Raw genomic sequence first — 25,864 nt, 5'->3', positions numbered from 1 at the left:
AGATGACAATCGTTGTCGTTAAGGAGGTCGGGTGAGCAACGTCATCAGTGCCGAGGGCGTGGGTTTCCGCTATGGCGGGGTGCCGGTGCTGCGCGAGGTGACGCTCGGCCTGGCGGCCGGGTCGATGCTCGCGGTGACCGGTCCGAACGGGTCCGGCAAGAGCACGCTGCTGCACCTGCTGGCCGGGGTCGGGACCCCGACCGAGGGGCGCGTGCACCGTGACCGGGGCACCCGGGTCTCGTTGTTGCCGCAGCGCACCGGCGACATCGACGCGTTACCGCTCACCGTGGCCGAGTGCGTCCGGATCGGACGGTTCCGGCCGCTGCGCCGCCTCCGCCGGGCCGACCGGCTCGCCGTCGACGCGATGCTCGACCGGCTGGAGCTCGCGGACCTGGCCGACCGGCGGCTGCGTGAACTCTCCGGCGGGCAGCGTCAGCGCACGCTGCTGGCGCAGGCGCTCGTCCAGGACGCCGAGGTGTACGTGCTGGACGAGCCCACCGCCGCGCTCGACACCGGCAGCCGGGCGCGGGTGCACGAGCTGCTCGCCGAGCGCAGGGCGGACGGCGCCGCGATGGTGCTGGCCAGCCACGACGCCGACGAGTCGGCGCTGGCCGACGAGGTGCTGACGCTCGGTTAGGCCAGCGTCTGCTTGATCTCGTTCTTGAGGATCTTGCCGACCTTGGAGCGGGGCAGGTCGGGCCACACCTCGACCTGCTTCGGCGCCTTCACGCTGCCGATGCGCTGCTTCACGAACGCGGTGAGCTCGGCCGGGTCCACCTCCTGGCCCCGGCGCGGCTGCACCACGGCGGTGACCCGCTCGCCCCATTTTTCGTCGGGCAACCCGATCACCGCGCAGTCCTGCACGGCCGGATGGGCCATCACCGCCTGCTCCACCTCGGTGGAGTAGACGTTGAAGCCGCCGGTGATCACCATGTCCTTGGCCCGGTCGACGATGAACAGGTAGTTGTCCTCGTCGAGGTAGCCGATGTCGCCGGTGTGGTGCCAGCCGTGCGCGCCCGCTTTCTCCGAGGCGGCCGGGTCCCGGTAGTAGCCGCGCATCACCAGCGAGCCGCGCACCACGATCTCGCCCCGCTCACCCCTCCGGAGCAGGGCGCCGTCCTCGGCCATGATGCCGACCGTCACCAATGGGGTCGGGCGTCCGGCCGAGGAGAGCTTGTCGGTGGCGACCGACCCGTCCGCGCGGAAATGGTCGCGCGGGGCCAGCGTCGAGATCATCATCGGCGCCTCGGTCTGCCCGAACAGCTGCCCCATCACGGGGCCGATGCGGTCCAGCGCCTCGGCCAGCCGCGCCGTCGACATCGGGGCCGCGCCGTACCAGAAGCACTGCAGCGACGTCAGGTCCGTCGTGTCCAGGTCGGCGTGGTCGAGCACCAGGTAGATCAGCGTCGGCGGCAGGAACGTGTGGGTGACGCGGTGGCGCTCCACCAGGGCCAGGAACGCACCGACGTCGGGCGCGCGCATCACGACGATCTCGCCGCCGAGCGCGAGCACCGGGAAGCACAGCACCCCGGCGGCGTGGGTGAGCGGCGCCAGCGCCAGGTACGTCGGGCGGCCCGCGAACGGGTAGCTCATCAGCGTGAGCGCGGTCATCGCCTCGAGGTTCGCGCCGGTGAGCATCACGCCCTTCGGGCGGCCGGTGGTGCCACCGGTGCCGACCAGCATCGCGAGATCGTCGGCCGCCGGCCGGTCCAGGGACCCCTCCCCGAGGAACTCGTCCCAGGTGAGGGCACCCTCGACCGCGCCGTCGAGGCAGACGAGCGTCAGCTCCGGCAGGCCCAGTTTCGCCACCAGCGGTGCGAACGAGACCTGGAAGATCAGCACACCGCACTCGAAGAGCTCGAGCAGCTCGCGGTTCTCCGCGGCCTCGTTGCGTGGGTTGATCGGGCACCAGACCGCGCCGGCCCGGCTGATCCCGAAGACGCAGCTGAACGCGACCGGATCGTTGGCCGACAGGATCGCGACCTTGTCGCCGGGTTCGACGCCCTGCCCGGCCAGCGCCGCGGCGACGCGGAAGCTGAGCTCACGCACCTGCGCGTAGCTGCTGGAGCGCCCGTCGGTGGTCAGACAGGGTGCGTCGGGCCCCAGCGACGCACCCTTGTCGAGGTAGTCGACCAGCCGCACGGTCACATCCCCATGCCGCCGTCGACCGGCAGACCGGCGCCGTTGACGAAGCGCGACCCGTCCGAGGCGAGGAACACGACCGCGTCGGCCATGTCGCTGACCTCGCCGAGCCGGCCCGACGGGGTGAGCGCGACGACCGCGCCGACCGCCTCCTCCGGCGAGGCGAACAGCCCGAGCCGGGCGACGTCGTCGGCCAGACCGGCGCCCATCGCGGTGGGGACGAGGCCGGGGTAGATCGTGTTGACCCGGACGCCGTAGCCCATCCGGCCGGACTCCGCCGCGGCGACCCGGGTCAGGCGGTCCACGCCGGACTTCGTGGCCGAGTAGACCGCGATGCCGGGGAACGCGATCGTCGCGGCGACCGATGCCACGTTGATGACCGAACCGCCGTGGCCGGCGACCCCACCGGGGCGCATGGCACGGAACGCGTGCTTGATGCCGAGCGTGGTGCCGAGCAGGTTGATCTCGAGCTGCCGGCGGATCTGGTCGGCCTCGACGTCGACCAGCAGGCTGGTGATCTCGACCCCGGCGTTGTTGACGACGATGTCCAGCCCGCCGAGGGTCTCGGTGGCGGCGCCGACCGCGGACTCCCAGTTGGCGTCGTCGGTGACGTCGAGGTGGACGAAGCCGTGGCCGTCGCCGAGCGACTCGGCGACCTTGGTGCCCAGCTCGTCCTGCACGTCGGCGACGATCACCGTCGCGCCGGCGGCGGCCAGTGCTAAGGCCATCCCCTCGCCGAGCCCCTGCGCTGCTCCGGTGACGAGAGCCTTGCGTCCGGTCAGGTCGAAAACGGTCATGAGGCGCTCCGTTGCGTCATGAAGTGGCGGCGGTTCCAACTTACGGCGCGGTGCTTGACGGTTGTCAAGACTTCTTTGGTCAACTGTCAAGACGACGTAGGATCGGGTCCTACCGACGGGGGAGGGTGGGATGGCGGCGACGCGCACGGCGCGGAAGGCCCCGGCCGACAAGTACGACGAGCGACGCACCCAGCTCGCCGAGTCGGCCCTGCTCACGCTGGGTGAGCTCGGGTACGCCCGCAGCAGCCTGCGCGAGATCGCCAACAACTCCGAGTTCAGCCACGGAGTCGTGCACTACTACTTCGCCGACAAGCTCGAGCTGATCATCTACTGCGTCCGCTACTACAAGGCGCGCTGCGTGACCCGCTACGACGCGGTCGTCGCCGACTCGTCCACTCCGGAGCAGCTGGTCGAGGCGTTCGCGGCCAAGCTCGTCGAGACGATCCTCGACGAGGCCCCGATGCACCGGCTCTGGTACGACCTGCGCACCCAGAGCATGTTCGAGGAAGGGCTGCGCGAGGCGGTCCTGATGATCGACCGGACGCTCGAGGAGATGATCTGGCGGGTGGTCGCCCGCTACGCCACGCTGAGCGGCCGGGACGTCGTGACCACGCCGGCGGCGGCCTACGGCCTGCTCGACGGCGTCTTCCAGCGCGCCCTGCTCGGCCACCTCACCGGCCGCGCCGACGCGCTCGACGACCTGCGCGACCAGACCCGCTCCCTGCTCCCGCTCCTGCTGGCCCCCGCCACGTAGCCCGCCCGGTGGTGCCCGCTAACCGAGGATCTCGCCGTCCTGCAGATACCGGGAGACGCCGAAGCGGAGCGCCTCGCAGGCCGCGGAGAGGCGGGGGCGGCCCTGTTCGGGGAGGAGTTCGCCGGCCTCGCCGGGGTCGCAGAACGCGGACTTGCGGGCGCGGATCGCGTCGGTCTGGGCCTCGGAGAGCGTGCCGGCGTCGAAGATCAGCGTGAGGTGGTCGTCGACGTAGTCCACGACCAGCAGGCGGGTCGGGGCCCGGTCGAGCCCGAGTCCTTCGTGGAGGGCGCGCTCGGCGGCCGCCCACGGCGACTCGTGCGCCGCGACGTCGCTGCCGGGCAGGTCGTCGTCGACGAGGAGGACGCGGCCCTGCTGGTCACGCACGAGGACATCGGCGATGACGCGCTTGCGCGGCTGATCGGGGTTACGTTCCTGGAGCGGCAGTACCTGAGTCTGGGTCACAGGGAACACGTTCCCGGGAGGACGCGGAATGAATCTCGTCAGCCATCTCCTCGAGCGTCAGCTGCGGCTGCCCCCACCGATCACCCGCGACGTGGTCTGCGAGAAGGACCTGCGGATCCCGATGAGCGACGGGGTGGAACTGCTGGCCAACCGGTGGACGCCCCGCGACGGCGGCGACGGGCTGCCGACCGCGCTCCTGCGCACCCCGTACGGCCGGGGCGGCGCGTTCGGCACCGGGCTGGCCCGTCCGCTGGCCGAACGCGGCTACCAGGTGCTGATCCAGAGCACCCGCGGCGGGTTCGGCTCCGGCGGCACGTTCGACCCGCTGCGCCAGGAGCGCGCCGACGGGCTGGCGACGCTGGACTGGCTCGTCGAGCAGCCGTGGAGCGACACGATCGTGCTGTTCGGGATGAGCTACCTCGGGTACGTGCAGTGGGCGGTCGCCGACGCGCTGCCGCCGCAGGTCCGGGCGCTGATCCCGATCGTCACCGAGTCCGCGCTGACGCTGGAGTTCCTGCGTGCCGACGGGCGGTCGCTGGAGGCGCCGGTCGGCTGGGGCGTGATGGTCAGCCTGCAGGAACGTCCGTTCGCGAGGCTCCGCCAGCTCACCCAGGAGCGCCGCACCGATCGTGCGTTCCGGTCGCTGCCGCTGTCCTCGGCCGACGTCGCCGCGAGCGGGGTGCGGTCGGCGTACGTGCAGGACGTCCTGGCGCACGACGCGCGGGCGCCGCGGTGGGCCGAGCTCGACCACACCCACCGGGTGGCGTCGGTGACCGCGCCGGTCAGCTCGATCGCCGGCTGGTACGACATTTTCCTGCCCGGTCAGTTGCGTGACTTCCGGCTGCTGCGCGAGGCCGGCAACCCGGCCCGGCTGACCGTCGGGCCGTGGACGCACGTGGACTTCCACAACACGCCGTTCACCGAGGCGCTCGACTTCGGACTGGCGTACGCGCGGGGCGAGGAGCCGAAACCGCGTCCGCCGGTGCGGCTGTACGTGGGTGGGCAGGACCTGTGGCGTGATTTCGAGTCCTGGCCGCCGCCGGGGTACTCGCCGTCCCGCTGGTACCTGTCGTCCGGCGGGGTGCTGGGAGCCGAGGCCGCGGGCGAGCCCGACCGGTACCGCTACGACCCGGCCGACCCGACGCCCGCGGTCGGCGGCGTGCGCCTGGTGCGCGGCGGGGGAGCGGGCCGGGTCGACAACACCGCGCTCGAGGCGCGCCCGGACGTGCTGACCTACACCACGCCGGTGCTCACCGACGACGTCGAGGTGATCGGCGAGGTCAGCGCCGAGATCTGGTTCTCCTCGAGCGTGCGCCACGCGGACGTGTTCGTGCGCCTCTGCGACGTCGACCCGGCCGGGACGTCGTGGAACGTGTGCGACGGGCTGGTGAGCCTGACCTCCGCCGACGAGGTGACCCGTGCCGACGTGACGCTCTGGCCGACCGCGTACCGGTTCCGCCGGGGTCATCGCATCCGGGTGCAGGTGTCGAGCGGCGCGTTCCCCCGGTTCGCCCGCAATCCGGGCAGCGGTGAACCGCTGGCGTCGGCGACCACCCTGCTCGCCGCGGACCAACAGGTGCACCACGACGCCGCCCACCCCTCGGCGATCGTGCTCCCGCTGCGCGACGCCTAGCTAGGCCCAGCGCGGGTCGGCCGGGCGGGTGTCGCCGAGGCCGGCCGCGCGCAGTGCCGCGTGGGCCTCGTGCACGTGGGCCGGCACGTCGACGTGGGCGATGAAGCCGCGGCCGGCCGGGCCGTAGCCGTGCTCGTCGTCGGTGAGGCGGGGAACTTCGCCCATCAGCAGCGCGAGGTACCGCTCGGGGCTCCACATCCCGAGCGGCGGGTCCACGATCCGGAGCCGCTCGTCCACCGTGGCCCGGTGCGCGGCGAAGTTCACGACCTCCACGTCGGGCGCCAGCAACCGGAAACACGCGTGCATCCGCCGCTGCATCGACGCGTCCTGGATGATCACGATCCGCCGGTGCGGCACCTGCTCGGCGGCCAGCAGCTCCAGCGCGTTGCGTACGTTGTTGCCGCAGTTCGTCGACGCGGTCTCGAGCAGGTCGGCTTTCACCCCGTGGCGCTCGCGCAGGTACCGGTCGAAGAGCGCGGCCTCGGTGCGGTCGTCGACGTCGTCCCACCCGAGCACGCGCCGGAACGCGTCCCGCAGCGCGTCGGTGGAGTGGCCCTGGCCACCGACGATCACGTAGTGGTCGGCCACGCGGTCGGTGATTGCCCGCGCGAACACGTCCCCACCGGCCAGGATGCTGCCGCCGAACAGGACGGCGACGTCGACGGGGCCGAGCGCGTCGCGGGTCAGCTCCGCCACGTCCCGGCGGGCACAGAACTCCACGAGCGTGTTGACCGCGTCTCTCGGCTGCACGGACCCGATCCTATCCATCTCTCACTAGTCTTACGCCCGTCACGATCTTGAGATACCGTGCCGGGTGTGAGCATCGAGCATGGGCAGCGGCCGCTGGAGAGCGGCGTCCGAACCGACTTCCGCGACGCGATGAGCTACGGCTCCTACCTGCGCCTGGACCTGGTGCTGGGCGCGCAGCAGCCGCTCAGCTCCCACCACGACGAGCTGCTGTTCATCGTCCAGCACCAGACCTCCGAGCTCTGGCTCAAGCTGATGCTGCACGAGCTGCGCTCCGCCCGTGAGCTGCTCGACGCCGACCAGCTCTCCTGGTCGCTCAAGCGGCTCGCCCGGGTCAAGCGCATCCTCGAGACGATGACCGAGCAGTGGGCGGTCCTGGCCACGATGACGCCGAGCGAGTACGGGGAGTTCCGCACGATCCTCGGCCCCTCGTCGGGCTTCCAGTCCCACCAGTACCGCGCGGTGGAGTTCCTGCTCGGCAACAAGAACGCCGACATGCTGACGGTGTTCGAGTCCGACCCGCCGGCCTGGGAGACGCTGCACACGCTGCTGGAGGAGCCCAGCCTGTACGACGCGTTCCTGCGCATGCTGGCCCGCCGCGGCTACCCGATCCCGAAACCGGTCCTCGACCGGGACGTCCGGAAGGCCTGGGTCGAGGAACCCGAGCTGATCGGCGTCTTCGAGAGCGTCTACGACGACCCGGCCGCGGCCTGGGACGTCTACGAGGCCTGCGAGGACCTCGTCGACCTCGAGGACGCGTTCCAGTTCTGGCGCTTCCGGCACCTCAAGACCGTGCAGCGGATGATCGGCACCCAGCCCGGCACCGGCGGCTCGTCCGGCGTTCCGTTCCTGCGCCGCGCGCTCGACCTCACGTTCTTCCCCGAGCTCTACAGCGTCCGCGCCCGGATCGGGGGCTGACGTGACAACCGCTGCCGACCGCGACGCCGCCGACCCGCTGGCGCACTTCCGCGACCGGTTCGTCCCGGCCGACATCGTCGCCTACCTCGACGGCAACTCGCTCGGGCGCCCGCTGCGCGTCACCCGGGACAACCTGGTCCGCTTCGTCGACGACGTCTGGGGCGAGCGGTTGATCCGGGCCTGGGACGAGGGCTGGATGCAGACGCCGACCGAGCTCGGCGACACGATCGGCCGGGTCACGCTGGGCGCGGCCCCGGGGCAGACCACGGTCGGCGACTCGACCACCGTGATGCTCTACAAGCTGGTCCGCGCCGCGCTCGAGGCCCGCCCCGGGCGCACCGAGATCGTGCTCGACACCCAGAACTTCCCGACCGACCGCTACGTCCTGGAGGGCATCGCCGCCGAGCGGGGCGCGACGCTGCGCTGGATCGACGCCGACCCGGGGTCCGGGGTCACCGCCGACCAGGTGGCCGCGGTCGTCGGGCCGGGCACCGCGGTCGTGGTGCTCAGCCACATCGCGTACCGCTCCGGGTACCTGGCCGACGTCCCGGCGATCACCGAGGTCGTCCACGCCGCCGGGGGGCTCGTGGTCTGGGACGTCTGCCACTCGGTCGGCGTCGTCCCGCTCCAGCTCGACGCCTGGAACGTGGACCTCGCGGTCGGCTGCACGTACAAGTACCTGAACGGCGGTCCGGGCGCACCGGCGTTCGCCTACGTGGCCGCCGCGCTGCACGGCACGGCCCGGCAGCCGATCCAGGGCTGGATGGGCGCGGCCGACCCGTTCGCGATGGGCCCGGCCTACCACCCGGCCGCGGGCATCCGGCAGTTCGTCAGCGGCACCCCACCGGTGGTCGGCATGCTGCCGATGCGCGACATGCTCGCGCTCGTCGACGAGGCCGGCATCGACGCGATCCGCGCGAAGTCGACAGCGCTCACCGAGTTCGTCCTCGACTTCGCCGACGAGCACCTGGTCGGCAAGGGCGTCAGGATCGCCACCCCGCGCGACGCCGAGCGGCGCGGCGGCCACGTGACCCTCGACCACCCGTCGTTCCGCGACCTCGTCCAGCAGCTCTGGAAACGCGGCGTGATCCCCGACTTCCGCCCGCCGGACGGCATGCGTATCGGGCTCTCCCCGCTCTCCACGAGCTTCACCGAGGTCGAACGGGCCCTGCGCATCGTGGCGGACGCCCTGCCGTGATCCTCGACGACATGGAGTCGTCGCCGGGCAGTACGACGTCGCTGCTCCGCACGATCGTCGGCACGTCGCTGCGCCGGCTCGGTGGCTGGATCAGCGTCGCGCACCTGGTCGAACTGGGGACGGCGGCCGGCCTGCCGGAGGCGCGCACCCGTACCGCGCTCACCCGGATCAAGGCCAAGGGCCTGCTGGACGCCGAGCGCCGGGACGGGGTGCCCGGCTACGCGATCGCGGCCGGCGCGATCGCCATGCTCGAGCGGGGCGACCGGCGGATCTTCGGGCCCCGGTCGATGGGCGACGAGGACCGCTGGTGCCTGGTTTCGTACTCGGTGCCGGAGGAGAACCGCGACCTGCGTCACCGGCTGCGCCGTCGGTTGACGTGGATCGGGTGCGGCGCGGTGTCGCCGGCGCTGTGGATCTGCCCGGAGTACCTCACCGACGAGGTCGAACAGATCCTCGCCGACCTGGGCCTCACCGGGAACGCGACGGTGTTCCGGGCCGAGGTGCGCGGCGCCGTGGACGCCACGCGCTGGTGGGACCTGGACGCGATCCGGGCCCGGCACGAGGCGTTCCTGGCCCTGGACCTGGACACGGCGGCGGACACCCCGCGGGAGGCCTACCGAACCTGGATCCACGGCCTCGACGCCTGGCGGATCATCCCGTACGTCGACCCCGGCCTGCCGGCCCGGTTGCTCCCGGGCGACTGGCCCGGCCACCGCAGCGTCGCCGTGTTCCGCGAGCTGCGTGACCGGGTCCTGCCGCGCGCCCAGGCCTACGTGGACGGCGTGACGCGGTAGATCGCGCCGGCGGCGTCGTCGCTGACGTAGATCGCCTTGTCGGTGCCGACGATCGCCATCACCGGGCGGCCCCAGCGGGAGCCGTCCTCCAGCTGGAAGCCGGTCAGCAGCGTCTGCTGGGCGTCGAGCGTGCCGTTGCGCCAGGGGAAGAACGACACCTCCGGCGGACGCGGGGGCTTGCGGTTCCACGAGCCGTGGACCCCGACCAGCGCGCCCGGCCCGTAGTCGCCGCCCACGTCGGCGAAGCTCAGCCCCAGCGGGGCCGAGTGGGCACCCATGCCCTGCTCGGCCGGGGCGAGGCTCGCGCAGTCCAGCTTGCTGCCGTCGGGGTTCAGCTCGTCGTCGTTGACGAGGGGACGCTTGGTGTAGCCGAGCGGGGAGTCCTTCTCGCCGGGCTTCAGGTCCGGGTCGGGGTTGCAGTACGGCCAGCCCAGGTCGCGGCCCTGGGTGAGCTTGGCCAGCGGCTCCAGCGGGTGGTCGTTGACGTACTCCTGGATGACGTCGCCGTTGTCGAGCGTGCCGTCGCCGTCGAAGTCGGTCTTGTGCGGGTACTGCAGGTTGTCGCGGTGGTTGACCGCGGTCCAGACCCCGCCGTCCGGGTCGATCGCGAGCCCGGTGCCGTTGCGGACGCCGCGCGCGAACGTGGTCGGGTCACCGCCGGCGGCCGGGGCGGTGAGGATCGTGGCGCGTTCCGGGTCGGAGTCGCGGTCGTCGGCCGAGATGTTTCCGGTGGAGCCGACCGAGATGTAGAGCTGCGTGCCGTCCCGGCTCACCGCGACGCTCTTCAGCGCGTGCGCGTAGGCGCCCTTGAGGTCCGAGCTCTTCGCGTCGGGCAGGCCGTCGACCACGACCTTCTTGTCGGACAGCGCGCCGTTCGCGTACGTGAAGGCGTCGATCTGGTCGCTCTCGGCGACGTAGAGCGTGGTGTCGTGGAAGGCCAGGCCGTGGGGCTGGTTCAGGCCCTCGATCAACGGCCGCTGGGTGGGGGCGGCGTCGCCCTGGCCCGGCACGATCTCGATCACGTCGCCGAATTTCGGGCGGGAGACCAGGAGGCGGTTGTCCGGGGTCCAGGCCAGCAGGCGGGCGCTGGGGACGCGGGCCCAGACCGAGACCGTCCAGTCCGGTGGGGCCTGTAATTCGCGGGGCTGGTCGAAGGGTGCCTCCTCGGTGCCCGGTAACGCGTCGACGGTGGTCGTCTCCAACTCGGGCCCCGCCGGGGTGGCGGAGGGCGGACTCTCCTCGGGGTCCGCGTCGGAGGAGGTACAGGCGGCGAGCGTGAGCGCCAGCCCGCCGGCGATGACCGCTCGCGCGATCGACTTCATGAAAACTCTTCTCCCCGTATCGACTGCTGTCTCGGTCCCATCAGGAATGACCTTCTCCACCATGACTAACCGACTCGACCAAACGGTTGCCTTCGTATTCACTGTCCGGGTGGAATCGGACATCCGGGTTGCTCTCACGTCGGCGCTGAAAACCGCGATGAAGCGGCGGGACCGTGAGGCGCTGTCGGTGTACCGCACGGCGCTGGCGGCGATCGCGAACGCGGAGGCCGTCACCGCGGGTGCGGAACACCGCGCCGGGGCGATCGAGGCGTCGGTGGTGGGGGTGGGCGGCGCCGAGGTGGCACGCCGGGAACTCGCCGAGCCCGAGATCGCCGCGATCGTCCGCCGCGAGATCACCGAGCGTCACACGGCGGCCGCGGTCGTCCGGAACTCCGACGCGGACGCCGCCGCGCGCCTCGACCGGGAGGCCGCCCTGCTCGAGGCCGCCCTAGCGGGGGTGGATGCCGGCTAGCGCGAGCGTGGTGAGGCGCTCCGCGGCGTCCGGGTGGTTCTCGGTGGCCAGGGAGACCGCGTTGACCAGCGTGAGCAGGTCGGCGATCGCGACGTCGGGCCGCACCGCCCCGGCGGCCTGCGCACGGGCCAGGAGCTCGGCGCCGGCGTCGGCGAGCATCTGGTCGCAGCCGCTGCTCGACGGCAGCGCCAGCCCGCCGGCCAGCATCGACGCCGCCAGCCCGCGCGTGGTGGCCCCGTAGACCGCGAGCGCACGCAGCCAGTCGGCCAGCGCCGCCCCCGGATCGGAGGCGTGAGCGAACTCGGCCGCCCGGGCGCAGATCCCCTCGATGCGGTCGTGGAACACCGCGTCGAGCAGCGCCTGCCGGGACGGGAAGTGCCGGTGCAGCGTCGCCGAACCGACCCCGGCCCGGCGCGCGATCTCCTCCAGTGAGGCCCCCGCCCCGGATCGGGCGATCTCCACCTCCGCCGCGGCCAGGATCTGGTCGTAGTTGCGCCGTGCGTCCGCCCGCATCGATCCCTCCGCGTTGACAAGTGGGGTGACCCCCCGGTTATCGTAGCGGACGTAAACGGGGTACCACCCCACTTTTAGTCGGGAGATGACCATGCGCGTAGTACTCGTCACCGGCGCCGGCACCGGCTTCGGCCGCCTCACCGCGGAGGCCCTCGCCGCGCGCGGCCACCACGTCTGGGCCGGTGTGCGTGACGTCGGCGGCCGCAACGAGAAAGCCGCCGCCGAGCTGCGGTCCGCCGGCGTCACCGTGGTGGAGCTCGACGTGCTCGACCAGGCGTCGGCCGACGCCGCCGTGGCCGCGGTCGTCGACGCCGAAGGCCGGCTCGACGCGGTGATCAACAACGCCGGGCGCATGTTCGCCGGCCCGGTCGAGTCCTTCACCGCCGCGGAGATCCAGACGATCCTCGACGTCAACGTGCTCGGCCCGGCGCGGGTGGCCCGGGCGGCGCTGCCGGTGCTGCGTGGCCAGGGCCACGGTGTGCTGATCCAGAACGGCTCGCTGGCCGGGTGGGTGTCGATGCCCTACACCGGGCTGTACTCGGCCAGCAAGGCCGCGGTCAAGGCGCTCGTCGAGGCGTGGCACCACGAGCTGGCGCCGTTCGGCGTCGAGTCGGTCACCGTCGACGCGGCGTCCTACCCCACGAACATCGGGGCCAACGCCGGTTCACCCACCGACCTGGACCGGCTCGCGCCCTACGGCGCGAACTTCACCGGCTTCCTGTCCGACGTGACGGCGCGCGCCACCTCGACCGAGCCCGGTGACCCCCGCGAGGTGGCCGACGTGTTCGTCCGCCTCGTCGAGATGCCCGACGGCACCCGCCCGCGCCGCACGATCGTCGCGCCGGTGTCCGAACACGACGCCGTCACCGCGGCCACCACCGCCGCCGACTCCGCCACCGAGTCCGTGGCCACCGGCATGGGAGTCCGCGCCCACCTGGTCTGAGCGGGCTCAGAGCCGGTCGCGCTAGCGGGCGGCGACCGCGGCGACCCGCCGGCGCGGATGTTGCCCTGGGAACCGCGGCGCTGACCCAGCAGGATGGACCCGTGACGGCGTTACGGCTGGCGGTGCTGGGGCCACTGCGGATCTGGCGGGGGGACGTCGAACTCGATCCCGGCCCGCGCCAGCAGGTCTACCTGCTGACGTTGCTGCTGGCGCGGGCCGGCCGGCCGGTCAGCGCGAGCGAGCTGATCGAGCTGATCTGGGACGACGACCCGCCGGCCACCGCGCTGAACACCGTCCAGAAGTACGTCGGTGGTCTGCGTCGCCTGCTGGATCCGTCGTTCGTCCGGCGCCGCGGGAACGGGTACGTGTTCGTGGCCGGCCCGGAGACGCTCGACCTCGTCGCGTTCCGGGAGCTGGTCACCGAGGGGCGGGCCTCGGGTGACCTGGACTGCTACGTGGCGGCGCTGAAGCTCTGGCGCGGCTCGGCGGGGGAGGGCCTCGACCACGGCCCGGCCGCGACCGCGGTGTTCGCCGCGCTGGACGGCGAGTTCTACGACGCGTGCGTCGAAGCGGCCGAACTCGCCGTGTCGCTCGGCCGGGCCGAGCGCGTGCTCCAGCCGCTGCTGCTGGCCGCGCTGATGGCTCCGCTGCACGAGCCGGTGCAGGCGAGCCTCGTGACGGTGCTGGCCGCCGCCGGGCAGCAGGCCGAGGCGCTCGCGGTGTACCGGGCCGTCCGCGCCCGGCTCGTCGACGAACTGGGCATCGACCCCGGCCCGGCGCTGCGCGCGGCACACGCGCGGGTGCTCGAACGCGTCCCGGCGACGACGCCGGCCCGGGACGCGCCGGCGCTGGTCGGGCGGCGCACGGAGCTGGCCGTGGTGCGTGCCGCGGTGGACTCGGCGCTCGCGGACGAGACCGGACTCGTCCTGGTCGAGGGCGAACCCGGCGTGGGCAAGACGTCGCTGCTGGCGGCGGCGGGCGCGGAGGCGGCGCGGCGCGGCGTGCTCGTCGTCCGGGGCCAGTGCGGCGAGGACGAGGGCGCGCCGTCGATGTGGCCGTGGGTGCAGGCCATCGGCGCGGTCGTCGACGCGCTGCCCGAGGCGGAGCGCGAGAAGTGGATCGCCGGGGAGCTCGGCCGCCTCCTCGAGCCGCGGGACGACGTCCTCGGCGAACCCCGCGGCGGTGTCCTCACGGTGCCGGTGCGCTCGGACACCGGCGCCCAGTTCCGGCTGTTCGAACGCGTGCTGGCGCTGCTCGGCCAGGTGGCCGCGCGGCAACCGCTGATGCTCCTGCTCGACGACCTGCAGTGGGCCGACGTCGCCTCCCTGCAGCTGTTCGGGCATGTGGCGACGGGCCAGCCGCGCCGCACGGTCGTCGTCGGCGCGCTCCGCGACCGCGCTCCGGTGCCCGGCTCGGAGCTGACCCGCGTGCTCGCCACCGCCAGCCGGAACCCGCGGCACCGCCGGACCCGGCTCGGTCCGCTCGACCCCGGCGAGGTGGGCGAACTCGTCCGGCGCGAGACCGGTCGCCCGGTCAGCGCCGACCTCGCGCGCACCGTGCACGAGCGCACGGCGGGCAACCCGTTCTTCGTCCGTGAGCTCTCCCGGCTGCTGGCCTCGTCCGGTGACGCCGCCGGGCTGCCGACGAGCGTGCGTGACGTCGTCGTGGACCGGACGGCCGGCCTGGACGCGGTGTCCGGCGAGGTGCTGCGCATCGCCGCCCTGATCGGCCGGGAGGTGGACCTCGGGCTGCTCGCCCGGGCCGCCGGGCTGGGCGTGCCGGAGTGCCTCGAGGGCATCGGGCCGATCGAAGCGCTCGGCCTGCTCGCCTCGGTGCCGGGCGACCCGTTCGCGCTGCGCTTCCCGCACGACCTGATCCGCGAGTCGGTGACCGGGACGATCCCGGTGGCCGCGGTGCCCCGGCTGCACCTGCGTGTCGCCGACGCGCTGGAGCACGAGGACGACGTCGAGACCCTCGCGTACCACCTGTGGGCCGCCGGGCCGCTCGCCGACCCCGCGCGCACCGCGGACGCGCTGGTCCGGGCGGGCCGCCGCGCGGCGGCCAAGTCGGCGCTGGCGGCGGCCGAGCAGCAGCTCCGGTCGGCGGCGGCGATCGCACGCGCGGCCGGCCGGGCCGAACTGGAGCTGTCCGCGCTCTCCCAGCTGATCGCCGTCGTCGGGATGCGGTCGGGGTACGCGGGATCGGCGCTCGACGAGCTCGACCGGGCCGAGCGGCTGGCCCGGGGCCTCGGCCGGGAGCGCGACGCCACGGACTTCCTCTACTCCCGCTGTGCCACGTACTCGCAGACCCTGCAGTTCGATCGCGCCCGGCCGCTGGCCCGCCGGCTGCTCGAGCACGGCGAGGCCTCCGCCGATCCGATCGTGCGCGGCTACGGCGTGCACGCCTGGGGCATCCACCAGTGGGACCTCGGCAACATCGGCGAGGCCTACCGGTACCTGCGCCGGCTGGACGTGCCCGGCCGCACCGATCGCGAGACCCACCGGCTCCGCCACGACCTGCTGGGCTTGTCTCCCGCCATCCTCGCCCAGGTCACCGCGTTGCACGGCGAGGTCGACGCGGCCCGCGACCTGTTCGAGCGGGCCGCGGCCGCCGCCGGCGAGGATCCGCACGCGGTGACGCTGACCGCGAGCTTCACGTCGACGACCGCGATGTTCGTCGGTGACGCGGCCTGGGCGCTGCGTGCCGCGGAGCGCGGTATCGCGGCCGATCCCGACTTCTCGTTCGTCTTCTACGGCGCCTACCTGCGGATGAACCGCTGGTGGGCGCGTGCGGTCACCGGCCGGGACCCCGCGGGGGCCGCGGCCGAGATCGAGGCGCTGATCACCGCGACCGTGCTCGACCCGCCGCTCACCGGCGTCTCGACCCGGTTCGGGCAGCTCGCCGAGGCCTGGCTGGCGGCCGGCGAACCGGACCGCGCGGCCGACGCGCTCGACCGGGCCGAGGACTTCCTCGACCGGTACGGGCAGCGTTACGCCGAGGGCCACATCCTGCTGCAGCGCGCCCGCCTGCACCGGGCCCGGGGCGTCCCGGCCGACGCGGCGATCGAGCGGGCCCGCGTGGTCTCCACGCAGCGCGAGGCGCACCTGTTCGCGCGTCGCGCCGCCGCCCTTCAGGACACGGCCACCGGCAGGTAGGGCTCGATCGTGCGCCGGGCCCGCGCGACGTACTCGTCCTTCTCCCCGACCGGGGCGACGTAGTGCAGCGCGTCCCGGGCGGCGTCCGGACCCACGAGCCGGGTGACGACCCACGCGGCCAGGTACGGCGAGGCGAGGCAGCCGCCGGCGGTCGCGACGTTGCCGTCGGCGTAGAACGGCTGGTCGAGCACGTCGACACCGGCCGCGACCACCCACGGTTTGCTGGTCAGGTCGGTGCAGGCGGGGACGCCGTCGAGCAGGCCGAGCCGGGCCAGCACGAGCGCGCCGGAGCACTGGGCGCCGACGAGCTGACGGGCCGGGTCGAGCCGCCCGAGCGTCGCCATGATCGTGCGGTCCTCGACCACCTCCCGGGTGGCGACGCCGCTGCCGACGAGCACCGCGTCGGCGTCGCCGGCCTCCTCCAGCGTGGCCATCGACTCGATCACGACGCCGTTCATCGAGCGCACGGTCGGGGTGGGGGAGGCGATCGTGACCCGGAGGCCCGGTATGCGGTTGAGCACGCCGAGTGCGATCAGCGAATCGAGCTCGTTGTATCCGTCGAACGTCAGGATCGCGATGTGCATGCATTCACGGTATCCATGACAGTCCAATAATTGTTATGCATACAATTCCGCTCCGTGGCCCGGTACAAAGCACTCGTCGACGCGTTCGCGGCGCGGATCAGGAGCGGCGCGCTCGCCCCCGGGGCGCGGCTGCCCACCCATCGCCGCCTCGCCGCCGACCACGGCATCGCGGTCGTCACCGCCACCCGCGTCTACACCGAGCTCGAAACGATGGGCCTGGTCAGCCGCGAACAGGGCCGGGGGACGTTCGTCCGTGACCTCGCCGTGCCCGCCGGGCTCGGCGTCGACCAGCACGTGGTGGCCGCGGACGCGGTCGACCTCAACTTCAACTACCCGTCCCTGCCCGGGCAGACCGATCTGCTCCGCCAGGCCCTGCGCGACCTGGCGACGTCGGGCGACCTCGAAGCGCTCCTGCGGTACCAGCCGCACCGGGGCCGCCCGGCCGACCGGGCCGCGGTCGCGCGGCACCTGCGCCGGCGCGGGGTGGTGGCCGATCCGTCCCGGGTGCTGATCGTCAGCGGGGCCCAGCACGGGCTGGCGGTGGTGTGCCTGGCCGCGTTGAAGCCGGGCGACGTGGTGGCGGTCGACCCGCTGACGTACCCCGGGTTCAAAGCGCTGGCGCTCTCGCTGGGGCTGGACCTGGTGCCGGTGGCGGACGCGGACGCGCTCGGGCGGCTGTGCGAACGCCGGCCGGTGCGCGCGGTGTACACGATGCCGACGTTGCACAACCCGCTCGGCACGGTGATGCCGCTGGCGTCGCGGGCCGTGCTGGCGGAGCTGGCCCACCGGCACGACCTCCTCCTCATCGAGGACGGGTCGTACGCGTACCTGGAGCCCGACCCGCCGGCGCCGCTCGCGGCCCTCGCGCCGGAGCGCACGGTGTACGTGTCGGGGCTCTCGAAGAGCGTGGCCACCGGGCTGCGGGTGGGGTTCCTCGCGGCTCCGCCGGCGCTGGTGGCGTCGCTGGAGCGGGCGATCCGGCTGACGACCTGGAACACCCCCGCGCTCAGCACCGTGATCGCGTGCCGGTGGCTGGAGGACGGCACGGTCGACGACCTCGAGGCACGCAAACGGGTGGACGCCGCGGCCCGGCAGGACGTCGCCCGCTCCGAGCTGGACGGGCTGGGACCGATCGGCCACCCCTCGTCGTACTTCACCTGGCTGCCGCTGCCCGAGGACGCCCGCGCCGACCGGCTGGCCGCCACCCTCGGCCGCTCGCGGATCTCGGTGACGACCGCGGAGCCGTTCAGCGTGGCCTCGCCCGCGCCGCAGGCCCTGCGCCTCGCGCTGGGCTCCACCGACCTGGAGAGCCTGCGGACGAGCCTGCGTACCGTCCGGCGGGTGGTGCTCGAGGATGCGTTCCAATAGACCGATGTACGAAACGTTTCTCGACGAGCACCGGGCCGAGATCGCCGCCTCCCTCGACGGCCTGACCGAGGAGCAGGCCCGCCGCTCGCTCGTCGCGTCACGCACCACGCTGCTCGGGCTCGTGAAGCACCTGATCTTCGTCGAGAAGGTCTGGTTCGACGAGGCGATCACCGGGCGGTCGCGGGCGGAGATCGGCATCGGCCCGTCGCCGGACGAGTCGTTCGTGCTCGACGACCGCGACACGATCGCGAGCGTGCTCGCCGAGTACGAGAAGACCTGCGCGCAGTCGCGCCGGGCCGCGGCCGGGCTCTCGCCCGACGACGTGGTGACCGGCAACCGCCGCGGCCCGCTGCCGATGCGGTGGATCTACCTGCACATGCTGCGCGAGACCGCCCAGCACTGCGGCCACGCCGATATCCTGCGTGAACAGATCCTCGAGGAGTCGTAGCCGTGCCGGTGGTGGAGGCTTCGATCACGGTTCCGGTCCCGCCGGAGCTGGCGTTCGCCGTGTCGCAGACCACCGCGCCGATCCGGTACCGGTGGGATCCGTTCGTGCGTGAGCAGCACTTCGTCGACGGCGCCACCGCGCCCGGCAAAGGCGTGCGGACGTTCACCCGGTCGCGGCACGGCTTCACGATGGTCAGCGAGTACGTCTCGTTCGCGCCGCCGACGCACGTCGGGATGACGATGGTGCGCGGCCCGTGGTTCTTCGAACGGTTCGCCGGCGGCTGGCGGTTCGCCCCCGCCGCCGAACCCGGGCACACCGTGGCCACCTGGCGGTACAACTTCCGGTGCCGCCCCGGCTGGCTGCGTCCGGTGGCGCACCGGATCGGCACCCGCCTGCTCGGCCGCGACATCCGGCGCCGGATCGCCGGCTACGCGGCCGGCTGCGTCGACCCGGTCGTCGTCGCCGCGGCCCTCACACCCTGACCCCGGCCAGCGCCGCGTCGGTGAACGCGTGGATCAGCGGGTGGGCCCAGTGCGGGTCCGACGAGAGCTCGGGCTGGAACAGCGAGCCCAGGAAGAACGGGTGCCCGGGAAGCTCCACCATCCGCGCGGTGCCCTCGTCGTCCACCGCCGAGAACACCAGCCCCGCCGCCTCCAGCCGGGCCCGGAACCGGTCGTCGAGGCCGTAGCTGCAGAAGAACCGCTCGACCCGGCGGCCCGCCCCCAGCACCTGTGCGGCCCGGGTGCCCGGCGACACGATCACGTCCGCCTCCTCACCGACGAGCGAACACCGCAACGCGACGATGAGCGGCTCCGCGTCCGGGTCGAGCGGCTCCTCGGCGTGCTCGACGTCGAGCCCGCACACCGAACGGGCGTACTCCAGCAGCGCGTGCTGGAAGCCGCCGCAGGTGCCCAGGAACGGAACACCCGCCGTCCGGGCCACCGTCACCGCGTGGAGCACGCCGTCCCGGTCGGCGTAAGGGCTGCCCGGCACGACCCAGATCCCGTCGAACCCGGCGAGCCCGGTGAGCCGGGACGCGTCGGTGGAGGCGATCCAGTACACGTCGACCTCGTGATCACCGGCGGCCCGGCGCAACGCGTCGGGGATGCGTGAGTGTGCCAGGACGTGCGGGGAACGATCGCCGATCAGGGCTATGCGCGCGGGTTTCATGGGTTCCAGGGTCGAGGGGTCGCGACATGAAGTCCAACGATGATTCGACGCTCTCACATCAGCTTTTCTAATGTCGCGTCATGGGGCTCGGTCTTCTACCGTCGCGCCATGGATCTGCGTCACCTGCGGTCGTTCGCCACGGTCGCCCGCACCGGCTCGTTCACCGCGGCCGCCGCCGAGCTGGGGTTCACGCAGTCAGCGATCTCCCAGCACGTCGCCGCCCTCGAAACCGACCTGGGACGCCGCCTCCTGCACCGCCGCCCGGTGCGTCTCACCGCCGAGGGCACCCGCCTCATGACCCACGCGCAACACCTCCTGCTCCGCGCCGACGTCGCCCGCCAGGAGATCCTCCGCCAGAACGAGCACCGCCCGGTGACGGTCGCCGCGACCCCGCTGGCGGCCGGCGACCACCTCATCGACGCGCTCGGCGCCGTGGACCTGGTCGAACTCGTGCTGGCCCCGGCCGACGAGGCCGTGAGCCGACTAGCCACCGGCACCGCGGACGCCGCCGCCGTCGACGGCGTGACCGCCCCCAACGGCCCGTTGGCCCTGACCGAACCCGGGGTGCTGACCCGGGCGCTGATCGCCGAAACCCGCCTGGAAGTACTCCTGACCGCGGATCATCCCCTGGCCGACGCCGACGGGTTGGACCTGGACTCGATGCGCGATGCGCGCTGGATAGACGCTCCCGACCTGCGCTGCGACGTACCCGGCACGGCAGCTCCGAGCGTGACCGGACGGTTGCGTTACCGCGGCACGGATCTGGGTCTGCTGGCCAGGTTGGTCGCTCGGGGGCATGGGCTGGCCTTGCTGCCGCGGGGGTTGGCGCCGGACACCCCGGGGGTCGCGAGAGTGCCGATGGTTCACCCCGACGTGGTGCACCGAACCGAACTGCTGGTACCTCGCGGAAGGGCGGAGTACCTGGGGGCGTTGCTGGCGGGTCTGAGCCGGGGCGGGCTACCTGGCGGCTGAGCCAGGTCGGGACGACGCAGCGACAAATCGGTTGCTGCTTCGTCGATCTGTGGCACCGTGTGGATCCTCGCCCCCTACCGCGAGGCCACGGTGACGATCTACTTCTACGGCGCCGACGACGTTCCGTACGGCTGCTTCTCCAACTTCTCCTCGCACGGCTTCGACCTCGACGGACAGTGGTGGCCGACGTCGGAGCACTACTTCCAGGCCCAGAAGTTCGCCGGCACCCGCCACGCCGACCTGATCCGCCGGGCGGCCGGCCCGTTGCGCGCCGCCGAACTGGGCCGCGACCGGTCCCGGCCCCTGCGCCGCGACTGGGAGCGGGTCAAGGACGACGTGATGCGCCGTGCCGTCGCGGCCAAGTTCGCCGCCCACGCCGACATCCGCGCCATCCTGCTGGACACGGCCGACGCCGAGATCGTCGAGGACACCGGCACCGACCACTACTGGGGACGAGGCCGAACCGGCACCGGCAAGAACGTCCTCGGCCGGATCCTGATGCGCACCCGCACCCGACTCCGTGCCGACCTCGCCCGCACCGAGGTCCGGCCTGGCCGACAGCACCGATAGCTCCCGAGCGCAACTATCGCTGATCGCTTTGTCGTGGCGAGTCTGGACCCGGGCGTGACGTGGACCCGAGCGCGGACCTGGGCCTGGCCTGGGCCTGGGCCTGAACCCAGACCTGAGCCTGGACCTGCGCCTGGCCTGTGCCTGCGCCTGGGCCTGTGCCTGTGCCTGCGCCTGGCCTGGACCTGCGCTCGGGTCTGGACCTGCGCTCGGGCCTGGACCTGGCCTGGACCTGGACCTGGCCTGGACCTGGACCTGGACCTGACCTGGGCCTGGACCTGGCCTGGGTCTGGACCTGGGCCAGGGTCTGGCCTGGGTCTGGCCTGGGTCTGGACCCCGGACCCGGACCAGGGGAGGGCCGGAACCGGGCGCGGGCCGGACCTCGGGGAGGGCCGGCCCACACCCGGCCATCAGACGCCGGCGAAGCGCGCGACCTCGGTGACGTGATCAACGTGGGCCCGGGGAACGACCCCGGAGTACACGGCGGTGTAGCACCCCGGGCACGACAGCTGCCGGAATACCACCTCGTCATCCACGTAGTCCCTCGGATCGGACACGATCTGCGGCCCGGCTTCCGTGACCGGACCGTCGTAGCGCAGCAGAACCAGATGCGAGTCGGTCGTCGTGTCGGCGAGCTTCTGACCACAGTGCGCACAGCCGACCAGCGACCCGGACACGACAAGGTTGTCATCGATACGCCGCGCCGCGCTCAGATCGACCGTCCCCTCCGGAGCCGGGACCGACCCGGACCGGGAGGCCCGAACCGCAACGAGCTCGCGCCGACGTTCCGCGGTGGCCTCGATGTCCGCGACCCCGTCCACGAGCACCACACCGTAGACGTCGGCCGCCGCCCCGGGCGTGACCTTGAACTCGCGAACATCGGCCGCGACCGCGTCCGGATCACGCCGCAGCGGGTCACCGTACCCACCACCGCCCTGCCAGTTCATGTAGAGCACCTCGCCCGGAGCCAGGTACGACTGCGCGTAACAGGGCGCGATCTCGGCGTCGCCACCGAAGTCCTCCACGGACTGCGGGATCGTCCCCTGCGCCAGGGCCCGGTGCACGTCCGAGCCCCGCACGAGCACCTCGAGCCCGGTGTTGCCGGGGTATCCGCCGGCGAGCCCGTTGTTCTGCGCCACCGCCTTACCGGCCGACGCGAACACGACGCCGGCCGGCACCTGCGAGCCGTGGAGCGCCACCGCGAGCGAGGCGCTCACACCACCACGCTGACGGCCGGGGCCGCCGGAGTCCGGTTCCTCCCGCCGCCAGAGGGTCAACAGCGGATAGAGGAATTCGGTCATCTCGACGTCGGGAATCCGGCCCATCGGGATACAGAACAGACCACCGGTGTCCATGCCGTCGAGCTGCGGGCGGGCGCCGTACCCGCCGGCCATCGGCTCCATCATGATGTTGAGGAACGGCACGGGTACCTCGCCGCGCTGGTCGAGCCCGGCGACCACGGCCGTGTCCCAGGTGCCGCAGCAGGCCGCCTGGACACTCTTGCCCAGATCGGGGGAGCAGTCGAGCATCTGCGAGAGGCACTCGGCCACCAGCGTTCCGGTGAGCCACGCGGGCCCGATGGGACCTCGGCCGACCGCCGCCGGGAACGTGGCGTTGTTGATCGTGCCTTCCTCGGAGACCAGGTCGAAGCAGCGCATCAACCCACCCGCCGACCACGGGATGTCCTGCGCGAGCATCGGCAGCAGCGCCAGCATCACGCCGCCGCGCATGCCCGCGTACGTGCAGTTGATGACGCCGGCCTGCGGATCGGTGCCGGTGAAGTCGAACGTCAGCCGGTCGTCCTGTTTGACCATCGCGACCGTGATCTTGTGGACGCCGCGGTCGCCCTCGTGCGACTGGTCCTGGTACCCGGTGGACTTCCAGGTGCCGTCGGGCAGCGAGCGCAGCTTGTCACGCAGCCGGCTCTCGGCGTCGGACATCATCCGCTTCATCACGGCCTTGACGGTGTCGGCGCCGTACTGGTCGATGACCTCGTGCAGGCGCTTGCGGCCGACGGTGTTCGCGCCGATCTTGGCCCGCAGGTCGAGGCTGACCAGCATCGGCACCCGGGACCGGCGGATCCAGAGGTCGGCGACGTCGTCCTGGAGCGCGAAGTCACGCACGACCTTCACCGGTGGCGTGGGGAGCGCCTCCGAGAACACGTCCTGCGCGGCCGGGCTGAACGAGCCGAGGCCGACACCGCCCAGGTCGGGCTCGTGGCAGATCGCGCTGGTCCACGCGAAGAGCTTGCCGTCGTGGAAGACCGGCTGGTAGACGATGACGTCGTTCTGGTGCAGGCCGCCGCCGACCCAGGGGTCGTTGCAGAGGAACATGTCGCCCTCGCGGATGCCGGGGTTGGTGGCCCGGTTGCGCAGCGTCCAGTAGATCGCCAGGTCGACGGCGCCGACCAGCATCGTGTTGTAGAGGCCGACCTGCACCTCCTGGCCGATCTCGTCGCAGATCGCGAAGTCGAAGTCGTTGGCGTCGGTGACGATCGGGGAGCCGGACATGCGCTGCAGCGCTTCGCCCATCTCCTCGGTGACCGACCACAGCCGGTGGCGGATGACCTCGTAGGTGAGCGGGTCGAGCTCGTCGATCTGTTCCTGGGTGACCGAGTGGACGGGCAGGCTGTCCGGTAGTTCGGCGGCGAGCGCGTCGGGGTCGACGGGGCGGCTCGCGAAGCGCTCGGAACCGGGGATCGGCATGGTCATGAGCGGCTCTCCGTGGTGATCGTCAGGTTGCCGAGGTGATCGACCGTGCCGCTCATGCCGGGCGGCACGACGACGGTCGTCGTCGGCACCTCGATGACGGCCGGACCGGTGATGACGTGCCCGTGGCGCAGCGCGCGGTAGTCGTAGACCGGGGTGTCGACGTAGCCGTGCCGCGCGTCGACGCAGACTTTGCGGATCCCTGACCGGGCCTCCGCCGGGTCGGGGCCGGAGGCGTCGGCGAGCTTCGGCAGTTGGGGGTCGAACGGCAGGATGCCGGTGGCGCGGACGCGGAACGTGATGGCCTGGATGCCGGCGGCGCTGAAGCCGGTGCCCTCGCCGAAGAGCTCGGCGTACCGGCGCTCGAAGTCTTTCGCCACGGTCGACATCGCGCCGTCGTCGAGCGCGCCTTCGGGCACCGTGACCGAGACCTCGGCCAGCTGCGAGGTGTAGCGCAGGTCGATCGAGCGGACGTACTCGATGCGGTCGTAGCGCAGGCCCTGCCGCTCGAGGTCGGCCGCCAGCGTCGCCTCCAGCTCGTCGAAGTGATGCTGGACCTGCGCGGCGGGCAGGGGCATCTGACCGGGGTCGGACACCTCACGGGCCAGCACGATGTCGGAGGAGGCCAGACCGTAGGCGGAGAACGCCGACGCGACCGGGCCGAGGGGCACGACGACCTGCCGGACGCCGACCTCGGCGGCGTAGGAGGCACAGTAGGCGGGGCCGGCCCCGCCGAACGCGTAGAGCACGAACTCGCGAGGGTCGTGCCCGGCCTCGACGACGGTCTTGCGCAGCAGGTCGCCGGTCTGAGCGTTCTGGATCGCGTAGATCGCGGCGGCGGCGTCCTCGACGCTGAGCTTCAACGGTTCGGCGATCTTCGTGCGGATGGCCTCGCGGGCGGCCCGGACGTCGAGGGCCTTGCGCCCGCCGAGCAGGCCCGACTCGGGCAGGATGCCGAGGACCAGGTTGGCGTCGGTGTTCGTCGGCTCGGTGCCGCCGGCGCCGTAACACGCCGGGCCGGGTACCGACTGGGCGCTGCGCGGACCCACGCGCAGGTTGCCGCCGGCGTCGATCCAGGCGATCGCGCCGCCGCCGGAGCCGATCGCGTGCACTTCGAGCGTGGGCACGTTGATCGGGTGGTGGTTGATCACGGTGCTGCTCGTGCGCACCGGCTCACCGTCGACGACCAGCCCGACGAGGAACGTGGTGCCGCCGACGTCGGTGGAGATGATGTTGCGGTGGCCGAGCTGCTGACCCAGTGAGACCGCACCGACGACACCACCGGTGAGCACCGAGCCGACCGTGCTGATCGCGGTGCGGGGAGCCTCGGCCGCCGCGATCGCGCCCCCGTTGCTCTGCATCACCAGCAGCGGGCCGGTGAGACCTTCGGCGCGCAGCCGCTCCTCCAGCGTGCCGAGGTAGCTGCGCAGGCCGGGGCCGATCTGGGCGCTCATGATCGTGGTGGAGCTGCGCGAGAACTCCCGGATCCGCGGACTGACCTCGCTGGAGAGCGCGACGAACACGTCCGCGTCGAGCTCGTGCACGAGCTCGCGGATGCGCTGCTCGTGGACGGGGTTCTTGAACGACCAGAGCAGCGACACCGCGATCGAACGGACGCCCTGGTCGAGCAGGCCCCGTACGGCGACCCGCACCGACTCCTCGTCGAGCCCGACGACGACCGTGCCGTCACGGTCGAGGCGTTCGACGACCTCGACCGCGTGCCGCTTCGGGATCAGCGTGTGGCTCTTGGTCTGGCCCAGCACGTTCTGCAACTGATCGGGCGACGATCCGAGGTAGCGGCCCTCGACGTTCATGATGAAGATCGAGTCGCGGTGGCCCTGCGTCGTGATGAAGCCGACCGGCGGCACGTTGCCCATGACCAGCGCGTTCAGCGACGACGTGGTGCCGTGGGCGATGTGGTGGGTCGTCGCGAGCATCTGCTCGAGCGGCTCGCCGAGGTTCTCGGCCAGTCCGGCGAGGACATCCATGACGCCCTGGGAGTAGTCGGGCGGCGTCGACGGAGCCTTGGCCGCGACCAGATTTCCCGAGTCGTCGTCGAGCACCGCGTCCGTGAAGGTCCCACCGACATCCACACCGATGACGTAAGCCATGTCAGTCCGCCTTGCGTTCTGTGTCTGGGCTCACACAACATAAGCAAGAGCTGACGACTCCGTCAATAGGTCGACGCAGGTGTAAA

At 72.4% G+C, this 25,864-nt stretch carries 24 protein-coding genes; 14 read left to right on the top strand and 10 right to left on the bottom strand.

Features of this window, described 5'->3' with window-relative positions:
• The first annotated feature begins 31 nt into the window (after nucleotides 1–31).
• Nucleotides 32–637: a zinc ABC transporter ATP-binding protein AztA gene (gene aztA / locus ABD437_RS36365; RefSeq protein ID WP_344653503.1), complete on the top strand. Its 606-nt coding sequence runs from the start codon at nucleotides 32–34 to the stop codon at nucleotides 635–637.
• On the opposite strand, the gene ABD437_RS36360 is transcribed toward aztA, so the two are convergent.
• Together ABD437_RS36360 and ABD437_RS36355 are read right to left on the bottom strand one after the other, a co-directional pair.
• Nucleotides 634–2,142, bottom strand: a complete 1,509-nt coding sequence (locus tag ABD437_RS36360; protein WP_344653709.1) for an acyl-CoA synthetase — start codon at nucleotides 2,140–2,142, stop codon at nucleotides 634–636. The genes aztA and ABD437_RS36360 overlap by 4 nt on opposite strands.
• Nucleotides 2,143–2,144: 2 nt before the next feature.
• The gene (locus ABD437_RS36355) at nucleotides 2,145–2,939 is read right to left on the bottom strand and encodes an SDR family NAD(P)-dependent oxidoreductase (RefSeq protein ID WP_344653502.1); all 795 of its coding nucleotides are present in this window, start codon (nucleotides 2,937–2,939) and stop codon (nucleotides 2,145–2,147) included.
• A 130-nt stretch (nucleotides 2,940–3,069) separates the two neighbouring features.
• Here ABD437_RS36355 and ABD437_RS36350 point away from each other — a divergent pair, with 130 nt between their 5' ends.
• Nucleotides 3,070–3,693, top strand: coding sequence for a TetR/AcrR family transcriptional regulator (locus ABD437_RS36350; RefSeq protein ID WP_344653501.1), 624 nt, complete (start codon nucleotides 3,070–3,072; stop codon nucleotides 3,691–3,693).
• Between the two features lie 18 nt (nucleotides 3,694–3,711).
• Here the strand turns inward: ABD437_RS36350 and ABD437_RS36345 are convergent, their stop codons facing one another.
• Nucleotides 3,712–4,155, bottom strand: a complete 444-nt coding sequence (locus ABD437_RS36345) for an NUDIX hydrolase (protein WP_344653500.1) — start codon at nucleotides 4,153–4,155, stop codon at nucleotides 3,712–3,714.
• A gap of 28 nt (nucleotides 4,156–4,183) precedes the next feature.
• On the opposite strand from ABD437_RS36345, the gene ABD437_RS36340 reads away from it, so the two are divergent.
• Nucleotides 4,184–5,788: a CocE/NonD family hydrolase gene (locus ABD437_RS36340; RefSeq protein ID WP_344653499.1), complete on the top strand. Its 1,605-nt coding sequence runs from the start codon at nucleotides 4,184–4,186 to the stop codon at nucleotides 5,786–5,788.
• Here ABD437_RS36340 and ABD437_RS36335 read toward each other — a convergent pair whose 3' ends face one another.
• A complete protein-coding gene (locus tag ABD437_RS36335) occupies nucleotides 5,789–6,538 on the bottom strand; it encodes a YdcF family protein (protein WP_344653498.1) in 750 nt (249 codons plus the stop codon).
• A gap of 129 nt (nucleotides 6,539–6,667) precedes the next feature.
• On the opposite strand from ABD437_RS36335, the gene ABD437_RS36330 reads away from it, so the two are divergent.
• From ABD437_RS36330 to ABD437_RS36320, 3 genes are read left to right on the top strand one after another with little or no spacing between them, the layout of a single operon-like run.
• Nucleotides 6,668–7,453: a tryptophan 2,3-dioxygenase gene (locus tag ABD437_RS36330; protein ID WP_425558329.1), complete on the top strand. Its 786-nt coding sequence runs from the start codon at nucleotides 6,668–6,670 to the stop codon at nucleotides 7,451–7,453.
• A 1-nt stretch (nucleotide 7,454) separates the two neighbouring features.
• Nucleotides 7,455–8,651 carry a kynureninase gene (gene kynU / locus ABD437_RS36325; protein ID WP_344653496.1) on the top strand — a complete coding sequence of 399 codons (1,197 nt, stop codon included), beginning with the start codon at nucleotides 7,455–7,457 and terminating at the stop codon, nucleotides 8,649–8,651.
• On the top strand, nucleotides 8,648–9,445 hold the full coding sequence (locus ABD437_RS36320; protein ID WP_344653495.1) for a PaaX family transcriptional regulator: 798 nt from the start codon (nucleotides 8,648–8,650) through the stop codon (nucleotides 9,443–9,445). The genes kynU and ABD437_RS36320 overlap by 4 nt, the downstream gene beginning before the upstream one ends.
• Here the strand turns inward: ABD437_RS36320 and ABD437_RS36315 are convergent.
• On the bottom strand, nucleotides 9,421–10,767 hold the full coding sequence (locus ABD437_RS36315) for a PQQ-dependent sugar dehydrogenase (protein WP_344653494.1): 1,347 nt from the start codon (nucleotides 10,765–10,767) through the stop codon (nucleotides 9,421–9,423). The genes ABD437_RS36320 and ABD437_RS36315 overlap by 25 nt on opposite strands.
• Nucleotides 10,768–10,876: 109 nt before the next feature.
• On the opposite strand from ABD437_RS36315, the gene ABD437_RS36310 reads away from it, so the two are divergent.
• The gene (locus tag ABD437_RS36310; protein WP_344653493.1) at nucleotides 10,877–11,239 is read left to right on the top strand and encodes a hypothetical protein; all 363 of its coding nucleotides are present in this window, start codon (nucleotides 10,877–10,879) and stop codon (nucleotides 11,237–11,239) included.
• Here the strand turns inward: ABD437_RS36310 and ABD437_RS36305 are convergent.
• Complete coding sequence (locus ABD437_RS36305) at nucleotides 11,216–11,752, bottom strand: TetR/AcrR family transcriptional regulator (protein ID WP_344653492.1); 537 nt, start codon at nucleotides 11,750–11,752, stop codon at nucleotides 11,216–11,218. The genes ABD437_RS36310 and ABD437_RS36305 overlap by 24 nt on opposite strands.
• 85 nt (nucleotides 11,753–11,837) lie before the next feature.
• Between ABD437_RS36305 and ABD437_RS36300 the strand changes: the two genes are divergently transcribed.
• Both ABD437_RS36300 and ABD437_RS36295 read left to right on the top strand, forming a co-directional pair.
• The gene (locus ABD437_RS36300) at nucleotides 11,838–12,695 is read left to right on the top strand and encodes an SDR family NAD(P)-dependent oxidoreductase (RefSeq protein ID WP_344653491.1); all 858 of its coding nucleotides are present in this window, start codon (nucleotides 11,838–11,840) and stop codon (nucleotides 12,693–12,695) included.
• Between the two features lie 101 nt (nucleotides 12,696–12,796).
• Nucleotides 12,797–15,850: an ATP-binding protein gene (locus tag ABD437_RS36295; RefSeq protein WP_344653490.1), complete on the top strand. Its 3,054-nt coding sequence runs from the start codon at nucleotides 12,797–12,799 to the stop codon at nucleotides 15,848–15,850.
• Here ABD437_RS36295 and ABD437_RS36290 read toward each other — a convergent pair.
• Nucleotides 15,826–16,434 carry a DJ-1/PfpI family protein gene (locus ABD437_RS36290; RefSeq protein WP_344653489.1) on the bottom strand — a complete coding sequence of 203 codons (609 nt, stop codon included), beginning with the start codon at nucleotides 16,432–16,434 and terminating at the stop codon, nucleotides 15,826–15,828. The two genes, ABD437_RS36295 and ABD437_RS36290, sit on opposite strands and share 25 nt — an antisense overlap.
• Before the next feature lie 54 nt (nucleotides 16,435–16,488).
• Here ABD437_RS36290 and ABD437_RS36285 point away from each other — a divergent pair, with 54 nt between their 5' ends.
• Genes ABD437_RS36285 through ABD437_RS36275 form a run of 3 tightly spaced genes read left to right on the top strand, consistent with a single transcriptional unit; the run spans nucleotide 16,489 to nucleotide 18,732 of the window.
• The gene (locus ABD437_RS36285; protein WP_344653488.1) at nucleotides 16,489–17,802 is read left to right on the top strand and encodes an aminotransferase-like domain-containing protein; all 1,314 of its coding nucleotides are present in this window, start codon (nucleotides 16,489–16,491) and stop codon (nucleotides 17,800–17,802) included.
• 4 nt (nucleotides 17,803–17,806) lie between these two features.
• Nucleotides 17,807–18,250, top strand: coding sequence for a DinB family protein (locus tag ABD437_RS36280; RefSeq protein ID WP_344653487.1), 444 nt, complete (start codon nucleotides 17,807–17,809; stop codon nucleotides 18,248–18,250).
• A gap of 2 nt (nucleotides 18,251–18,252) precedes the next feature.
• Nucleotides 18,253–18,732, top strand: a complete 480-nt coding sequence (locus ABD437_RS36275) for an SRPBCC family protein (RefSeq protein ID WP_344653486.1) — start codon at nucleotides 18,253–18,255, stop codon at nucleotides 18,730–18,732.
• On the opposite strand, the gene ABD437_RS36270 is transcribed toward ABD437_RS36275, so the two are convergent.
• On the bottom strand, nucleotides 18,722–19,420 hold the full coding sequence (locus ABD437_RS36270; RefSeq protein ID WP_344653485.1) for a CTP synthase C-terminal region-related (seleno)protein: 699 nt from the start codon (nucleotides 19,418–19,420) through the stop codon (nucleotides 18,722–18,724). The genes ABD437_RS36275 and ABD437_RS36270 overlap by 11 nt on opposite strands.
• Before the next feature lie 108 nt (nucleotides 19,421–19,528).
• Here ABD437_RS36270 and ABD437_RS36265 point away from each other — a divergent pair, with 108 nt between their 5' ends.
• Both ABD437_RS36265 and ybiA read left to right on the top strand, forming a co-directional pair.
• A complete protein-coding gene (locus ABD437_RS36265) occupies nucleotides 19,529–20,392 on the top strand; it encodes a LysR family transcriptional regulator (RefSeq protein ID WP_344653484.1) in 864 nt (287 codons plus the stop codon).
• A 90-nt stretch (nucleotides 20,393–20,482) separates the two neighbouring features.
• The gene (ybiA, locus tag ABD437_RS36260; RefSeq protein ID WP_344653708.1) at nucleotides 20,483–20,962 is read left to right on the top strand and encodes a riboflavin biosynthesis intermediates N-glycosidase; all 480 of its coding nucleotides are present in this window, start codon (nucleotides 20,483–20,485) and stop codon (nucleotides 20,960–20,962) included.
• A gap of 407 nt (nucleotides 20,963–21,369) precedes the next feature.
• Here ybiA and ABD437_RS36255 read toward each other — a convergent pair whose 3' ends face one another.
• Nucleotides 21,370–23,670, bottom strand: coding sequence for a hydantoinase B/oxoprolinase family protein (locus ABD437_RS36255; protein ID WP_344653483.1), 2,301 nt, complete (start codon nucleotides 23,668–23,670; stop codon nucleotides 21,370–21,372).
• Nucleotides 23,667–25,778 carry a hydantoinase/oxoprolinase family protein gene (locus ABD437_RS36250; RefSeq protein ID WP_344653482.1) on the bottom strand — a complete coding sequence of 704 codons (2,112 nt, stop codon included), beginning with the start codon at nucleotides 25,776–25,778 and terminating at the stop codon, nucleotides 23,667–23,669. Before ABD437_RS36250 ends, ABD437_RS36255 begins: the two co-directional genes overlap by 4 nt.
• Nucleotides 25,779–25,864 lie beyond the last annotated feature (86 nt).

The organism is Cryptosporangium japonicum (assembly GCF_039524755.1).
In the GTDB taxonomy this organism is placed as follows: domain Bacteria; phylum Actinomycetota; class Actinomycetes; order Mycobacteriales; family Cryptosporangiaceae; genus Cryptosporangium; species Cryptosporangium japonicum.
Note: the sequence above shows the minus strand (reverse complement) of the source record. Positions and strands in the feature narration are given on the sequence as shown.

What these genes read in the sequence shown, in the direction of transcription:
- ABD437_RS36255 (WP_344653483.1), bottom strand. Translation starts at nt 23,670, where the DNA reads ATGACCATGCCGATCCCCGGTTCCGAGCGCTTCGCGAGCCGCCCCGTC.
- ABD437_RS36300 (WP_344653491.1), top strand. Translation starts at nt 11,838, where the DNA reads ATGACCATGCGCGTAGTACTCGTCACCGGCGCCGGCACCGGCTTCGGC.
- ABD437_RS36315 (WP_344653494.1), bottom strand. Translation starts at nt 10,767, where the DNA reads ATGAAGTCGATCGCGCGAGCGGTCATCGCCGGCGGGCTGGCGCTCACG.
- ABD437_RS36250 (WP_344653482.1), bottom strand. Translation starts at nt 25,778, where the DNA reads ATGGCTTACGTCATCGGTGTGGATGTCGGTGGGACCTTCACGGACGCG.
- ABD437_RS36355 (WP_344653502.1), bottom strand. Translation starts at nt 2,939, where the DNA reads ATGACCGTTTTCGACCTGACCGGACGCAAGGCTCTCGTCACCGGAGCA.
- ABD437_RS36280 (WP_344653487.1), top strand. Translation starts at nt 17,807, where the DNA reads ATGTACGAAACGTTTCTCGACGAGCACCGGGCCGAGATCGCCGCCTCC.
- ABD437_RS36290 (WP_344653489.1), bottom strand. Translation starts at nt 16,434, where the DNA reads ATGCACATCGCGATCCTGACGTTCGACGGATACAACGAGCTCGATTCG.
- ABD437_RS36350 (WP_344653501.1), top strand. Translation starts at nt 3,070, where the DNA reads ATGGCGGCGACGCGCACGGCGCGGAAGGCCCCGGCCGACAAGTACGAC.
- ABD437_RS36330 (WP_425558329.1), top strand. Translation starts at nt 6,668, where the DNA reads ATGAGCTACGGCTCCTACCTGCGCCTGGACCTGGTGCTGGGCGCGCAG.
- ABD437_RS36305 (WP_344653492.1), bottom strand. Translation starts at nt 11,752, where the DNA reads ATGCGGGCGGACGCACGGCGCAACTACGACCAGATCCTGGCCGCGGCG.
- ABD437_RS36270 (WP_344653485.1), bottom strand. Translation starts at nt 19,420, where the DNA reads ATGAAACCCGCGCGCATAGCCCTGATCGGCGATCGTTCCCCGCACGTC.
- ABD437_RS36340 (WP_344653499.1), top strand. Translation starts at nt 4,184, where the DNA reads ATGAATCTCGTCAGCCATCTCCTCGAGCGTCAGCTGCGGCTGCCCCCA.
- ABD437_RS36265 (WP_344653484.1), top strand. Translation starts at nt 19,529, where the DNA reads ATGGATCTGCGTCACCTGCGGTCGTTCGCCACGGTCGCCCGCACCGGC.